The following is a 15,243-nucleotide window of genomic DNA, read 5'->3' as shown; positions in this document are numbered from 1 at the left end:
TATTTTTATCTTACGCTTTACCCTGTACTATATATAGGAATGGAGTATATTTATCCACATTTCAAGAAATTAAAAAGTGACACAAAAGAGACTAAAATTTAGTGAAAATTAGTAAAGTTTTCCATATATAATATTCTTGTATAGAATTGTGATGAATGATTCGACAGTAAAACTAATAAACTTCATATCACTCTCTATTTCAAATATAGAAAATTATTTGTAAAAGGAGATGTTTAAATGAAAAAATTAATCGGAGTAAGTGTCTTATCAGCTAGTTTAGTCTTATCTGCTACACCTATTAGCTATGCTAATACAAATGATTTACCTTATGTAAACGAAATTTTAGAATTGCAACCTAATGTTACAGAAAAAGAATTGATAAAGGACGTAAAATCCATTTCTAAAAACACTGGTGATACGAAAGAAGCTATATTAGAACAACTTTTTAATGAGCTTAAACAAGACGAAGCTCAAGGGTTGTCAGAAAAAAAATTGCAAGGTAGAGGGGGGAGTGGTGGTACTGTTTCGGTTGGAACTGGAGTAAAAGGCCAGATTTACTATACGGCTTCACAAACTGCTTACTTAAATCATGGACATGTAGGAATGTATTATAATGCTGAAACTGTCGTCGAATCTGTTCCAAAAGTGGGAGTTCGTAAAAAAAATTTTAAAGAAAGGCTAGTAGACAAAGGAAATGCACAAGTCAAATCCGTTAACACTACAACTGCTAAACGAAATGCAGCTGCCGATTGGGCATACAGTAGAGTAGGTAAAGATGACTACTCTTACAATTTTGCAACTAACCGTAAAACTGATCATTATGGTAAAAAAAATTGTGCAAAGTTAGTCTGGTCTGCCTATAAGTTAAAAGCGGACTTAGATTTAGATAAAGACAAAGGATCAGGTGTATATCCGAGGGATGTACGTGATGCAAAAGATACAACGCTAGTCCGTAAAATATAAATTTTATAAGGCAATAAGTTGAACAGTTTGACTTATTGCCTTTTAGTATAGTTTAAGGAGAAAAATATGAAAAGAAGATATAAAACTATCATACTATGTTTAACTTGCTTACTGGTTATTTTTAGTTGTTATTTTATTTTTAATAAAATAAGAGTTTCTCCATTTATTGTAAAAGAGGAGACCATTCGAAAGAATAACTTTTTAAATGATAAACAAGCCGTCTTATATTATTCTTCTACAGCGGACCAAGATATGGATGGTAGAGGGAAAAGTATCGCGATCTTTGTTGATGATGACGGTGTAGCAAGAGGGTATAAAATGAAAGGATTAGAACTTGGTAGTGTTGCTTTAGGAGAAAAAGGTCTTTTATTAATGGATAAAGAAACACTACGCTTAATTGGTCATCAATATAAAGAAGTTAAAATGGAGTATCAACATACAGGAGATCTAACAGGATATCTAAAAAGTTCAAATCTTTATTTTACTATTTTTAATTCAGGTTTTGTAAAAAATGGTTATGCTTCAAATGTATTATATGGGAATGAGAAAGGATTTGAAAAAGGAAATATCCCCCATTTTATTTCAACATCGGGTGTTGATAAAAATGAAATACATATTTTAACAGAAGATATTGAGAAAAATACTGCTCATTTACGTAAAGTTGTTTTCGACGACAACAAACTAATAATAAAAGATTTAATTCAGCTTAAAAACCGATCTGGTTATAATAGTTACAATCCTAGCTCACAGATTATTAGTGATGAAAATTATTACTACATGGTACTTGAGGAAAGGAAAGAAGGGAATTTGAAGGATGAAAATGTAGTACTAGTTCGAATAAATAAGAAAACATTAAAGCAAGAAATGATCACACTTGTTTCCTATAAAAATAAAACCATCAATCAATTGACCGCAAAAATTCCTTACAGCACTGATCATTCGATCTATATTTATGGTAAGGAGCTTTTCTGCGCAAATGGGCTAGGTGATGTTTACACAGTGGACACTACTAATAATAGAGTCAAAAAGAAATTTACAATTGAAAATCCACGAAAAGGCCCGTATCGCTATGGAGAACAAACATATTTCAAAAATGATTCAATGTTTGTCGTAAGGTATGATTCAAAAAAGAAAGTTAAATATTACTTTGAACAATATTCTTTAGTTTCCGGCAAAAAAACAAATGAAGTTAAAATGCATGGAGTAGATGAAATTTTGTCTTCAGTAAAAGGGAAGTCAGTTCATTCATACGATTTTAAAATATTGAAATAAATAAATAATAATTGCATTTTAGTATAGTCTAGGAGAAAAAATGAAAAGAAAATATAAAACTATCATACTATGTTTAACTTGCTTACTTGTTGTTTTCAGTTGTTATTTTACTGTTAATAAATAAGAGTTTTGCCATTTATTGTAAAGGCTCTTTTCGTAAAATTTGTTGTTTTTTTAATGAATAATTTTATAAATTTACCCTTTTTTGTGTAAAAACACTAAGGGGTAATTTCAAATGAATGGAGGAATGTTTATGAAGAATTTCCTTGCAATAATATTACCAAGTATAGTTTTATTTGCATTTATATGGATAGATTCTATGTTTCCTGAAAGTAAATATATTATTTTAGGAATATATTTACTCTTCCCAATAATATTCATTATTCAGGGTATTATTTATTCAAATTCAAAAGGAAGTATGATAGTTGGCTTCTCGCTATCAACTGTTGCAGTTATTCTACCTATTTCAATATGGTATAATATAGGAAATATAGTTACTCCAGTAATCATATATCTATTATTAGGAATGTTATCATTCTATTTATTCAGGAAAATTAAATATAAGTCAGTCTAAAAAGTTGATATGACAAAAAAGAATTTTACTTTTTGGTATTTCAAATATAACCCATTATAAGTCGTCAATTGAGGGCTTTTTCCTTTATGAAAAACCTTTTAAAATGTTGACGGTAGTATAATTGGATTTTTGACACGCTGAAATAAGCATGTGTTCGACTCGATTTTCAAATGCCACATTGTTCCCCAAATCAAGCCAGCGGTACCAGAATAGGTAGTTATCCAAATATTTTGTCGCAACTCCTAGAAAACGCTCTATCCACTTTTTCAAGCGATTATGAAAGTTGTTAACGTGTTGAATGTGGTAAAGTCCCTTCTTTACACGCTGTATTTGTCGCTCAATGTAATCCTTTTATCTTAGCGAACTTTTTATAATTCGTTGCCGTATCAGTGCATAACAAAGACAACTAGTAATAGAGTCAAAAAGAAATTTACAATTGAAAATCCACGAAAAGGTCCGTATCGCTATGGAGAGCAAACATATTTCAAAAATGATTCAATGTTTGTGGTAAATTATGATTCAAAAAAGAAAGTTAAATATTATTTTGAACAATATTCTCTGGGAACTGGCAAAAAAACAAAGGTAGTTCAAATGAATGGAGTAGATGAAATTTTGTCGTCAGTAAAAGGGAAATCAGTTCATTCATACGATTTTAAAATATTGAAAGAGAAAAAGGAAAAATTATTTCATAAGTCTACATTATATATCTTCAAAAAATAAAAAATCTTAAAATCTACGACTTAAGTTGTAGATTTTTTTTATGTCCCTAAAGACTAATAGTGTACGAATGTTCAATCTATTTAATGAAGAAATAGATTAATTGAAAGATTAGAATGTATTTGAGACCAGAGAAAAGGAATAACGAAGAATTTTAGGATAGGGAAGAGGTACTGGGAGAATCATTTTAAACCACATAAAAATAACTCAACGATTCTTTTACACATGCATTACTTTAATCCTGGTAAAAATTTTAATAGTGAAAATAGTTCGAAAATATTGTAAAATGTTACAGGTTAGGGGGATGGCAATAGATGAAAATTTTAATCGAAACAATTAATCATTTTAAACCGTATTGGAAAGTATTTCTAGTTGCTTTTGTATGTTCATTAATTGCTGGCGCATTTGCGATTATTCCGCCGATTTTGACTGGTAAATTGGTCGATGAGATTATTGGTGGTCCTGATTCAAAAATTATTTTTTATTTAATTTTAGGGATTATGCTCGCATTCTTATTTAAGGTCGGTTTTGAATCATTACAAGAATTTATTCAAGTAAAAATTGGTCTAGATGTAATTACAGATATGCAATTACGTGCATTTACAAAGCTTCAAAAAGCACCAATGACGTTTTTTTCAACAACACCTCGGGGAGATATGTTATATAGGTTAACGCATGATGTAGAATCTGTTCAAAACTTGAATAATACAGTTGTACCACGTTTTATTCAACAAGTAATTGCAGCTATTGCAGCATTTATAGCGGTGTTTCCGTTGTATTGGCCTGCTGCAGTCGTCATGTTAGTTGTATTTGCAATTTATTTAGTTCCTTCTTTTATGATTGGTAAAAAAGTAAGAAAAATGGGAGCTATAGCTCGTGATATGAGTGCTGATTTGTATAATCATACTCAAGAAAGTATTGAGTCAGTTCGTTTAGTGAGAACTTTTCAAACGCAGGATATTGAAAATAAAAAATTAGAAGATAAATTGTCTGTTTGGAAAAGATTTGCTATTCGCTTGGCTTTAATTGGGAAGGTTAATTGGCGTTTAGGAAATGTGATTAATAATGGTGCACCTGGGGTCATTATGTTGATTGGTGGATATTCGATTTGGCAGCATGAAATTACAATTGGTACTTTAATCGCCGTTTTAGGATTTATCCCAACAATGTTTATGCCAGTACGCTCTTTAGCTGAAAATGCGTTAACAATTCAACAAGCAATTCCAGCACTTCAAAGAATTTATGAGTATTTTGATTTGCCTGCAGAACAGCCTGATGATTTACCGAAATTTGGAGAAGTGAAAGGTGATCTAGACGTTAAAAATGTTCGTTTTACGTATCCAAATTCAACTGAAGAAGTATTAAAAGATGTTTCGTTCTCAATGAAAGCTGGTCAACATATTGGGATTGTTGGTTCCAGCGGTGGAGGAAAAAGTACTTTAATTCAGTTATTACTCGGATTATACCAGCCTTCTTCAGGTTCAATTTTTGTTGATCGTAAAGATTTATCTTCACATGATTATCAATCATTACGCCAAAATATTGGAGTCGTTTCTCAGGAGACTTTCCTTTTAAATAGTACATTAAAGCAAAATTTACTTTATGCTAAACCGAATGCAACAGATGAAGAACTTAAACTTGCTGTTGAAGCAGCGGACTTATCTGATTTAGTTGAGTCACTACAAGAGGGTTTTGAAACGATTGTTGGTGAAAGAGGGCTAAAATTATCTGGTGGTCAAAGACAACGAGTAGCTCTTGCAAGAGCAATTTTACGTCATCCTCCAGTGTTAATTTTCGATGAGGCTACATCATCATTAGATGGAGAAACAGAGGAAAAGGTACAATCATCGCTTGAAAAGTTAATTCCAGGTCGTACAACAATTACGATCGCACATCGACTTGTAACAGTAAAGGATGCTGATTGTATTTTATTATTAGATAAAGGGCGTATTGCTGAACAAGGAACACATGAAGAATTATTATCATTAAAAGGTCAGTACTATCAATTATATATGGCACAATACAGTGAACTAGAAAAGGAGAATGCTGTATGATGCAGAAAAATACAAAAAAAATAGGTGATGGAAAAAGAGTCATAAACTTTCTCAAGCCTCATAAAAAATGGGTATTTGCAGATTCATTCGTAATTGCTTTAAGTCAAGTTTGTGCAGCATTAATACCTACTCTAGGAACGGGTTGGTTAATTGATCATATAATTCCAAACCATGATAATGCACTATTATGGGGATTAATGTGGTTGCTTTTAATTGCTGCAATTCTTGATTTAATTTTAATGGTCATTGATGAGTATTTTTGCCATCATATTGCTAAATCTGTTACAAACTGGCAAAAACTACGCTTATTTAAGCACTTGCAAATTTTACCTTATTCATATTTTCATCAATCTAAATCTGGTGAATTATTAGCTCGAGTTTCTGATGACCCAGATACACTTCATAACTTTTTAGCTTGGGAAGGCTCTACTTTTATGGCTTCTGTTCAAGGAGTATTTATATATAGTATTGTTTTACTTTGGATTAATCCTTATTTAATGATTACTAGTGTTGTTTTAGGTGTTTTATTTTATTGGACGTCCAATAAAGTCGGAGCTCGTACTAGAATTGCTTCGGCTAAAGCTAGAATGGAAGCGTCACGTTATTTAGAAAGATTACGAGAATCAGTAACAGGGATCCAACTTTCGAGAATTCTTGGTGCAACGGATTATGAAATTCAAAGTGTTGCAGATATTCGTAAATCATTTATTAAAGAATCAATTATCGAATTAAAAGCAAGAATGCAATCAATTGTCGTAATCGGTAGCTATAATGGATTTGCTTTAGCTGCTGTCTATATTATAAGTGTTTTACTGATTTCAAATGATCAAATCACAACGGGACAAATGTATACGGCAGGTGGACTTGTGACCATTGCGGCTAATGAAATTCAAAGAATGCTAAGAAACTGGTTATCAGTACGTAGAACTGGTCCTGCATTAGATCGTTCTGAAAAATTATTAGCTGAAGAAGTTTCAGAATTTGAAGTACAAGAAGGTGAAAAATTAAATTCTGTTAATGGATTAATTGAATTTAAAGATGTTAAATTTGCCTATCCAACGAAGGAAGAATTTGTGTTAAAAGGATTGTCATTTCATGTGAAACCAGGGGAAGCAGTGGCCGTAGTAGGACCAAGTGGTGCTGGAAAATCAACAATTGTAGATTTATTATTAGGTTTCTATCCGTTAAATAATGGAACAATTGAAGTAGATGGTTTACCAATTGAAAAAGCAAATGCAAAGTGGATCAGGGATGCGATCTCGTTTGTTTCGCAAGATGTACAGCTAAGAAATGGTAGTTTAGCTGATAATATTCGTATAGGAAATGAATTGGTGACAAATGATGAAATGATTCAGGCACTAAAAGATAGTGGATTATCAGACTATCTAAATTCATTACCAGAAGGTCTAGAATCATCAATTGGTGAACGAGGGGCACTATTATCTGGTGGTCAAAAACAAAGATTATCTTTAGCAAGAGCTTTAGTTAAAAACTCTCCAATTCTTATTTTAGATGAAGCAAGTTCAGCTCTAGATCCGATTACAGAGTTACAAATAAATGAAGCAATTCAACAGCGAAAATCAAAACAATCTGTCATCGTAATTTCACATCGTTTATCTACCGTATTAACAGCGGACAGAATCGTTGTACTCGAAAATGGGAAAGTAGTCGAAGAAGGTACGCATCATTCTTTATTAGAAAAAGATGGTGTTTATTCAAGATTATTTAAAAGAGAAGCTGAAACTGGTGAAAATGTCATTAGTGTATCGTAAAAAGATTAAAAAGGAGTGTTAGTATATCTAACATTTCAGTAAAACTTTTCGAAACAAAAGAAGAGTTAAGAAAAGGCTTTGAGGTATTAAAACAACTTCGTACTCACTTAAATGAAGAATCATTTTTTACTTTGTACGAAGAAATGAAACAACAAGGCTATCAATTATTTGGGTTAGAAGATCAAGGAGTGACGGTTGCAGTCGCTGGTATTAGTATTTTAACAAATTTCTATAACGGTAGACATGTATTTGTTTACGATTTAGTGACAGATGAAAGTAAACGCTCAAATGGATACGGAAAGAAATTACTAGATTTTATTTCTGATTTTGGAAAAAGAAATGGTTGTCAATTAGTAACGCTACAATCCGGTGTCCAAAGAATTAATGCGCATCGTTTTTATGAAAATAAAATGGAGTATAAGAAGCTTTCTTATTCTTTTAGTAAAGATATTGAATAAACTAAAAAACCCTAATGATTTAGGGTTTTTTATTCTATCTATTTAAAATAGACAAGGAACATGTATGATAAAATTAAAATTGTTTTGTTAACTTGAAGTAGGGGGAGTAATCCGTGAATAGAAAAGATTTTTGGAGTTTAGTTGAAGAGTCTAAAAATAAAGAAGATCAAGCTGAATGGTTAATTGAGGCTTTAAGTAAAAAAGACTTAAATGAAATTGTGGATTTCGATTTGCATTTTCAAGGTTTAATGAATGAGAGTTATCAATCAAGATTATGGGCTGCTGCGTATATATTAATGGGTGGATGTTCAGATGATACATTTGATTATTTTAGAGGTTGGCTAATTGGTCAAGGGGAAGAAATTTATCACAAAGTAATGGGAAATCATGAGTTTTTGGCAAATTACATAAATGATGAAAATCTTGATGAAGAAGGTTATCCTCAAAATGAAGAATTATTAAGTGTAGGACAAGATGCTTACACGTTAGTAAAAACTGGCGATAATGAGTGGGACGATGAAAGTTATGATGAGTTGTTAGAGAAACTGGAACAAAAAGGTCTGATGCCTGCAAACGAGATGGAATTTGATTGGGATGAAGAAGATTCTGATGGTTTAGAAGCGATGTTTCCAAAATTATGGGCAAGATTTGGTGAAAATCCATTAGGATAAAAATTATTGTTTTCTTTTAGTGAAATTATAGTTATAACTAAGAGCCCTTTAAAAACAAAGGGCTCTTAAAATTAGAGTTCACTATGTATATGTTTTTTTATTAATTCAACAACATTTAATAGATAATTACTTTCGTGTGAAACAAACTGATTTTTATCTACAGATTTTTGAATTGGAATTTTTTCCTCTGTTTCAGTAATTTGAAAACCATCAACTTCAACTGTATCTCTTAATCCATGTGCGAATTGATAAAATTGGTTAAAATCAGCTTTCACGATCCCTGAAACTTCTTCTTTTTGTAGGTTGAAATCAGTAAAAGGTTTATTGCTTTTTAGTAAAAAAACATGACTTAATTCATGATCATTAATCGTTTCTAAAATAATCGAATTTTTAATGATGCCAAGAGGGATTATATCTTCAATTTTTACTTCTATTCCAAGTTCTTCTTTTACTTCTCTTAATCCATCTTGAACTGTTTCAGTAGATAATAAATGACCAGCAGCAGTAATATCAAATAAATTCGGATAATCCTTTTTTTGATGACTACGGATTTGAAAATAAATTGAAGCTTGGTCTTCTACTATACTAAGTAACCAGCAATGAAATGTTTCGTGCCATAATCCTTCTTTATGTACTTCACTTCGAGAGGCTTCTCCTATATGATTACCAGATTCATCAAAAATTTTAAGTAATTCTTCTTTCATTTAACTAACCACCTTGTATTTGATCTATGAACCATGTACTTCATTATAAAATAAATTTTGCCAGATTGAAGAATATTTTGATTGATCAAGATCATAGTTACCATTCCACCTCATTAGAAATTGAAGAATAAAAAACGGCGGTATCTTACTTAGTCCGCCGTATCCTATTGGTGATGTTTAGAAATGTTCACTCTTTATCTATTTGAAAAAAGTAGTTTATCTATTTTTAAGCCTACCCTTATTCAATACTGCTGCTGCTATTGCTATAAGGAGTATACCCATAAAAGCGGGTGCAGCATGACCGAGTGATACATAGATTTGACCTCCTATAATCGGCCCAATTATTCTTGCTAAAGCCTGAATAGATTGGCTACCTCCTTGGATTCTGCCTTGTTCACTGGGATCAACAGTCTTGGAAACCATCCCATTGAATGAAGGCCCAAAGATCGAATCACCAAATCCAAATATAAACATTCCAACAATAAGAAGAGGATAGTATGAGAACAAAGCCGATGCAGCAATAAGACTGTAGCCTATAATTTCTGAAACCATTCCAAGAGTTGCTATTTGTGAATCACTAAATTTAATTAGCAACTTTGGCATGATGAAACCTTGTGAAATGATGTCTTGGACACCCATAATTGAGAACATTAGTCCAATAAGTGCAGGCTTCCAATTGAATGTATCGATTGTAAATTGTGAAAAAATCGCCTGTAATGATCCGTTCGGTATCCAAAGTAGGAACGCTGAGATGAGTAGCCATTTTAAGTTTTTTATGGAAAGTACGTGTACAAGCTGGCTGAATGGATTCAACCTTACAAAGGTAATCTTTTTCAGTCTATTATTTTTACAGAGGCTCTCGGGCATATATAAGATACCAAAAACAAAATTTAGTAAAGTTATTATTGCTCCAAAATACATTGGTACTGAATAGCCAAACTTGGCAAGTAATCCACCAAGAGTAGGTCCAATTGCGGCTCCTACACCTGCAACGGCACTTACCCACCCGAAGTATTTAGTTCGCTTATCACTAGGTGTGATGTCTGCAAAATATGCGAAGATTGTGCTTATGCTCCCGCCAGTTATCCCTTCTATTATACGTCCAGCAAAAAGGACCCAAAGAGCTCCTCCGATGCCAAAAACTAAGTAGCCGATAGCGGAACCTAAAAGGGATATTAAAAGTATTGGACGACGACCAAATCTGTCGCTTAATGCTCCTAGTCCGGGAGCTGCAAAAAACACGCATAAGGCATAAACAGAAGTCAACAACGTAACAACTATGGCTTGATCTCCTGGATTGCTGATATAAGGCTGTACTAAGTATGGTATGACCGGTGTGATGATACTAAAGCCTATTCCGCAAAGAAAGACAGACATTAGACCGAAAAGTAAAGCTTTTTTATCTATGGTTTGTTCCAGTTTCTGTTCTTTGAGTGATCTAAATTTGAACAATTATATTCTCCTCTCAATAACGATAATTTTGATTCCTAGGAAACATATTTATCGTACGAGGATATTGTTTCCTTGTCAACAATAATATTAAAATAAAAAACAGCCTATTCTCTCATAGAGTTGGGCTGCTTAGGGATCATCTTTACTATTTAAATTTATTCCGGTTTACGATCGATATCGATTCCTTGTGTCTTTATTTCTGCATCTAAATGATTACAATAATTGTTCACGAAGTTAAGCATACTGTCGAATTGTTCTTCGGTTATTTGATCAAATACAGCTTGATCTCGCTCTCGAAACTTTTTATGTAGTTCTTCATGGATATTGTCTATTACTTTTCCTTGCTCAGTAAGCCTAAAATAGATTTCTTTCTTATTATCTGGTTTCTGGTAGCTTTCAATCAGTCCCTTATTTATAAGCTTCTTTGTTATTTTAGTAATGGCACCTCTTGTCATATATAAGGAATCAGCAAGTTTGGTCACGTTGGAATCTACATTTTTCCCAATGTATTCGATGCAATGTACTTCAGAAGATTGATACCCTTTAAGAGCCTCTTCCATCTTAAACTTATTAAGCCAAACCATCTTGTTAAATACGTCCCTAAAACCCATTATAAGCTGTTCTTCTTTGTTCATAGTCAATCCTCCAACCCGTTGGTTCATTAACAATATTATATAAAATATTGTTTCTGTTTCAACAATATTAAAATCATTATTTTAAGAATAGGTGAAAGGAGGGCTAGAAGTATATAAGTGAATAAAGTTGTTCCACAAGTAGTAAATATACACGTAACGAGTTTTTCATCTAAAATAATCATTTTGAATGTTTAGGGAATAGTGAGAAATATAGGTATAGCAAGCTTGACATGAATTGAGAATTTTTCCTTCATGAGTTAACTATTTTCTGAAAAGTTTACATTCATCCGTAATTAGGTTAATTTAGTATATATATATTTGTAAAAGTTTGTCTCTATTGAGTAATGTTATGATTTGTTGACACTTTCACAAATGACTTCATTAAATTAAAATTATTAGGTGAATTGAAATGAGAATAGCTTTTTTTGACTCAGGAATTGGTGGGTTAACTGTCTTAAATGAGGCACTGAAAAAATTACCAAATGAAGATTTTTTATATTTTGCTGATACTCTTCACGTTCCTTATGGCACAAAGTCGAAGGAAGAAGTAAGTGCATTTGTAAAAAAGTCTGTTGAAATGATTATTAAAGAAGATGTAAAAGCATTAGTAATTGCATGTAATACGGCGACTAGTATTGCAGTAAATGAATTGAGAGAAATGTATGATTTTCCGATTATCGGTATGGAACCGGCTGTAAAACCAGCTGTTGAAATGAACAGAACAACTGGTAAGAGAGTATTAGTTTTTGCGACGCCACTAACCTTAAAGCAAACAAAGTATAATGAGCTTATATCTAGGGTGGACGATCTAAGTATTGTAGACTCATTGCCTTTACCAGAGCTTGTTCATTATTGTGAGGAATTAAATTTTGATGAAAACTTTATGATTGATTATTTTAAAAGTAAACTTTCATTATTTAATATTGAGCAATATGGAACAATTGTTTTGGGTTGTACTCATTATCCTTTTTATAAAAACATCTTAAAAAAGATTTTACCTGAAGATGTTCAAATTGTTGATGGAAGTAATGGTACTGTAAAAAGATTATTCCAGTTACTTGGAGAAAATGGCCAATTAAATGAAACTGGTCAAACAAATGTCAAATTTATGTGTTCGAATAATGACATAGAATATATTGAGAAGACAAAACAGGCGTTAAGCTACTTACAAAATGAAAGATAAGAGATAAGCTAGATTTAGCTTATCTCAGACTGTTGACAAACGCTCGCTTTCTTCGTTGCTTCGCCTGTCTGCGGTGCTCATTACCGTCTAAGGTAACTCCGCTCCTCACCAGACTTCGCGCCTCGAAAGACAAGCGCTTGCAATCAGTCTGAAATCCAAGTTTTTCGTACTTTGTCTACACACCGAGATAAGCTATTGCTTATCTTTTTTTATTTTTAAATACAGGACTAATATTGTTTATTATCGAATAGTTGTTAAGGACAATCTTTTTGAAAACTTTTATCTATAAGAGAGGGGAGATTGTATTTAGATGGTAAATGTAAGGGATGTATTAAAGTATTTCGGCGTCATTACGATGCTATTTTTTGCTGCTTATTTAATCATTAAATATATAAGAGAAGATGAGATTTTCTTGAATTTAATTTTTGGATTTTGCGTAGGACTTGTATTATTTTTAGGATCAATAGTAAGTAGTAAAAATGAAAAAGTTGAAATGAAAAAGTAAATAGGTTTGCACAGTAGGTCATGAAAAAAATGGTGCCATTTTTATAGGCACCATTTTTTTATTTCTTCAATTTTAAAACAAGTTCTTCATCAGGTGTTACATACACCGTATTGTTTTGTTCGTAAATGACAAAACCTGGTTTGGAACCATTTGGTTTTTTAACATGGCGAATTTCTGTGTAATCGACTGGGACCGAGCTTGATTGACGCGCTTTACTAAAATATGCAGCGATAATAGCTGCTTCTTTAATTGCATTTTCACTAGGATCCTTAGCACGAATGACAACATGGGAGCCCGGGATATCTTTTGTATGAAACCAAAGCTCGTCCCTGCTCGCAAGTTTATTGGTTAGATAATCATTTTGTTTATTATTTTTACCGACTAATAATTGTTCACCAGTAGTAGAGATGTATTCATCTAATGTAACTTTTTGTTTGTTTGACTTTTGGGCTTTTTTCGATTTTTTCTTTCTTATATAACCCGTTTCCACTAGTTCTTCTCTAATTTCTTCTAAATCACGTGGGGAAGCAGACTCGATTTGTTGAATAACTGTCTCTAAATAATCATTTTCTTCTATCGTTAATTTAATTTGTTCTTTAATATGTGCTACCGAATTTTTAAGCTTAGTATATTTTGTGAAATAAGCTTGTGCATTTTCAGAAGGTGTTTTTAATGGTGATAACGGTATGACCATTGTGGCACCATTTTCGTCATAGTAATTAATTACTTCAATTTCTTTCATACCTTTTTGTAGTGCAAACATATTTGCAGTAAGCAATTCGCCTTGTAACTGAATTTTATCTGCTTTATCAGTATCTTCAAGACTTTTGTGTAATTTTTTAATTTTTTTCTTGTTTTTTGTAAGTTCATTTTGTAACAGTTTTTCTAAATCTCCGCTTTGTTGTTTTACACGGTCACGTTCTGCTTTACCAAAGTAATAAACATCTAAAAGTTCACTTAAGCTAGCGAAAACAGTTTGTTCGGCTTGTAAGTGAGATAAGTTTATGAAATAAAACATTTCTCTTGATTCTAAGCGGAAAAGTGAAGGAGTAAACTTTTTTAATTGTATTTCATTCATGATTGTTTTAAACGAATTATATACATCTTCTTTTCCATTATAGACAATTTCATTTGCGAGTAATGGAGAGATTCCGGAGAACTGCTGAACAATTGCTTCGGATGGTGACACCTCACCTTGGTTTATAATTTGATTAAACTCCTCTACAGAAATAACTTGAAATGGATCATGTTTTTCTTGATTTGGAGGAGAAATATAAGTTGCACCGGGTTGTACAATTCGATGACGATTCACTGCCATCGGTACATGCTTAATACTGTCTAAGATTATTTGTCTTTCTTCATCAATTAAAATGATATTACTATGTCTACCCATTAATTCGATGATCAATGTTCGGTATTGTTCATCACCAATTTCATTTCTACTACGAACTTTAATGTTAACGATTCGCTCGTGTTCTAATTGTGTAATGCTTTCAATGAACCCACCGTTTAAATGTTTTCTTAAAAGCATTGTAAACATTGATGGTTCTGATGGGGTATCGTAGTTTTGATTTGTAAAATGGAATCTTGCGTAACTAGGGTGAGCACTTAATAATAGTTTGTAATTGGCACCATTTGCTCTCACGGTAAGTAGTACTTCATAGTTACTTGGTTGTACAATTTTTGATATTCTTCCAGTTGTTAGTAGAGCTACTTCGTTTGTCATAGCTCCTGTAAAAAGTCCGTCAAAAGACATATGTATCACGTCCTACTCTTTAAAACACTATTTTTTTATTATTATAATTTTTAATCATTATAAATAAAATGATGAGGTTATTAAATTTGACCAAATATCAATTAGAATAAGGACGTTGATTTCCACTGCAGGATGCTCGCTTTCCATGGGGCGGAACCTGAGCCTCCTCGTTCTGTGCGGGGTCTCAGGCTTTCCGCATTTCCCATAGGAGTCGAGCACCCTTCCGTTCCAATCACTTCTCTAATTGTATTCAATTCTAATTCAATTATAAGTTCAATAAAATGATGGGGATTCAAAGTAACTTAAGTGACTTAATAACCATGAAAAAAGAACGTTGTTTTTACTCTGGAATGGACGAATTACTGAAAATCAAATTATATGGAACGGGAAAGATATTAAATTAAAAAATGTAAAAGTCCATACAAACGTATTTCCTGATTTCTTCTCGAACTACACTCAATTTATTTAGTCCCAACATAATTCATAAACTAGGACATATCCATTAAATAAACAATCAGAAATTTTTC

13 protein-coding genes and 1 pseudogene are annotated in these 15,243 nt (G+C 32.2%); 9 read left to right on the top strand and 5 right to left on the bottom strand.

All coding sequences use genetic code 11. The annotated features are described in order from the left end of the window. Positions 1-237 precede the first annotated feature (237 nt). The 3 genes from ACFWM3_RS05410 (at position 238) to ACFWM3_RS05400 (ending at position 2,809) form a co-directional block, all read left to right on the top strand. Complete coding sequence (locus ACFWM3_RS05410) at positions 238-963, top strand: YiiX/YebB-like N1pC/P60 family cysteine hydrolase (RefSeq protein WP_390310605.1); 726 nt, start codon at positions 238-240, stop codon at positions 961-963. 66 nt (positions 964-1,029) lie between these two features. Beyond that, positions 1,030-2,235 carry a hypothetical protein gene (locus ACFWM3_RS05405; RefSeq protein ID WP_390310604.1) on the top strand — a complete coding sequence of 402 codons (1,206 nt, stop codon included), beginning with the start codon at positions 1,030-1,032 and terminating at the stop codon, positions 2,233-2,235. 235 nt (positions 2,236-2,470) lie between these two features. Continuing rightward, positions 2,471-2,809 (top strand): hypothetical protein, encoded by a 339-nt coding sequence (locus tag ACFWM3_RS05400; RefSeq protein ID WP_056470994.1) that lies wholly within the window; start codon positions 2,471-2,473, stop codon positions 2,807-2,809. A gap of 84 nt (positions 2,810-2,893) precedes the next feature. Here the strand turns inward: ACFWM3_RS05400 and ACFWM3_RS05395 are convergent. Further along, positions 2,894-3,212, bottom strand: a pseudogene (locus ACFWM3_RS05395) (IS1595 family transposase); the annotation flags it as partial. 628 nt (positions 3,213-3,840) lie between these two features. Between ACFWM3_RS05395 and ACFWM3_RS05390 the strand changes: the two are divergent. The 4 genes from ACFWM3_RS05390 (at position 3,841) to ACFWM3_RS05375 (ending at position 8,481) form a co-directional block, all read left to right on the top strand. Beyond that, the gene (locus ACFWM3_RS05390; RefSeq protein WP_056470989.1) at positions 3,841-5,580 is read left to right on the top strand and encodes an ABC transporter ATP-binding protein; all 1,740 of its coding nucleotides are present in this window, start codon (positions 3,841-3,843) and stop codon (positions 5,578-5,580) included. Further along, positions 5,577-7,352 carry an ABC transporter ATP-binding protein gene (locus ACFWM3_RS05385; protein WP_390310602.1) on the top strand — a complete coding sequence of 592 codons (1,776 nt, stop codon included), beginning with the start codon at positions 5,577-5,579 and terminating at the stop codon, positions 7,350-7,352. Before ACFWM3_RS05390 ends, ACFWM3_RS05385 begins: the two co-directional genes overlap by 4 nt. Next, a complete protein-coding gene (locus ACFWM3_RS05380; protein WP_390310672.1) occupies positions 7,346-7,810 on the top strand; it encodes a GNAT family N-acetyltransferase in 465 nt (154 codons plus the stop codon). The genes ACFWM3_RS05385 and ACFWM3_RS05380 overlap by 7 nt, the downstream gene beginning before the upstream one ends. Before the next feature lie 113 nt (positions 7,811-7,923). Continuing rightward, a complete protein-coding gene (locus ACFWM3_RS05375; RefSeq protein ID WP_390310600.1) occupies positions 7,924-8,481 on the top strand; it encodes a DUF4240 domain-containing protein in 558 nt (185 codons plus the stop codon). Positions 8,482-8,552: 71 nt separating this feature from the next. Here the strand turns inward: ACFWM3_RS05375 and ACFWM3_RS05370 are convergent, their stop codons facing one another. The 3 genes from ACFWM3_RS05370 to ACFWM3_RS05360 all read right to left on the bottom strand — a co-directional run bounded on the left by ACFWM3_RS05370 (position 8,553) and on the right by ACFWM3_RS05360 (position 11,272). Next, a complete protein-coding gene (locus ACFWM3_RS05370; protein WP_390310599.1) occupies positions 8,553-9,185 on the bottom strand; it encodes an NUDIX hydrolase in 633 nt (210 codons plus the stop codon). A 216-nt stretch (positions 9,186-9,401) separates the two neighbouring features. Beyond that, positions 9,402-10,637 carry an MFS transporter gene (locus ACFWM3_RS05365; protein ID WP_390310598.1) on the bottom strand — a complete coding sequence of 412 codons (1,236 nt, stop codon included), beginning with the start codon at positions 10,635-10,637 and terminating at the stop codon, positions 9,402-9,404. A 155-nt stretch (positions 10,638-10,792) separates the two neighbouring features. Next, the gene (locus ACFWM3_RS05360) at positions 10,793-11,272 is read right to left on the bottom strand and encodes a MarR family transcriptional regulator (RefSeq protein WP_056470974.1); all 480 of its coding nucleotides are present in this window, start codon (positions 11,270-11,272) and stop codon (positions 10,793-10,795) included. A 409-nt stretch (positions 11,273-11,681) separates the two neighbouring features. On the opposite strand from ACFWM3_RS05360, the gene murI reads away from it, so the two are divergent. Together murI and ACFWM3_RS05350 are read left to right on the top strand one after the other, a co-directional pair. Next, entirely contained in the window at positions 11,682-12,455 is a 774-nt protein-coding gene (gene murI, locus ACFWM3_RS05355; protein WP_390310596.1) for a glutamate racemase, read from the top strand. Between the two features lie 310 nt (positions 12,456-12,765). Next, a complete protein-coding gene (locus tag ACFWM3_RS05350) occupies positions 12,766-12,960 on the top strand; it encodes a hypothetical protein (protein ID WP_390310594.1) in 195 nt (64 codons plus the stop codon). Between the two features lie 58 nt (positions 12,961-13,018). On the opposite strand, the gene ACFWM3_RS05345 is transcribed toward ACFWM3_RS05350, so the two are convergent. Next, positions 13,019-14,716: an Rqc2 family fibronectin-binding protein gene (locus ACFWM3_RS05345; protein ID WP_056470965.1), complete on the bottom strand. Its 1,698-nt coding sequence runs from the start codon at positions 14,714-14,716 to the stop codon at positions 13,019-13,021. Between the last annotated feature and the right edge of the window lie 527 nt (positions 14,717-15,243).

The organism is Gottfriedia sp. NPDC058432, from assembly GCF_042721555.1.
Taxonomy (GTDB): domain Bacteria; phylum Bacillota; class Bacilli; order Bacillales; family Bacillaceae_G; genus Gottfriedia.
This window is presented reverse-complemented; position numbering and strand designations above follow the sequence as displayed.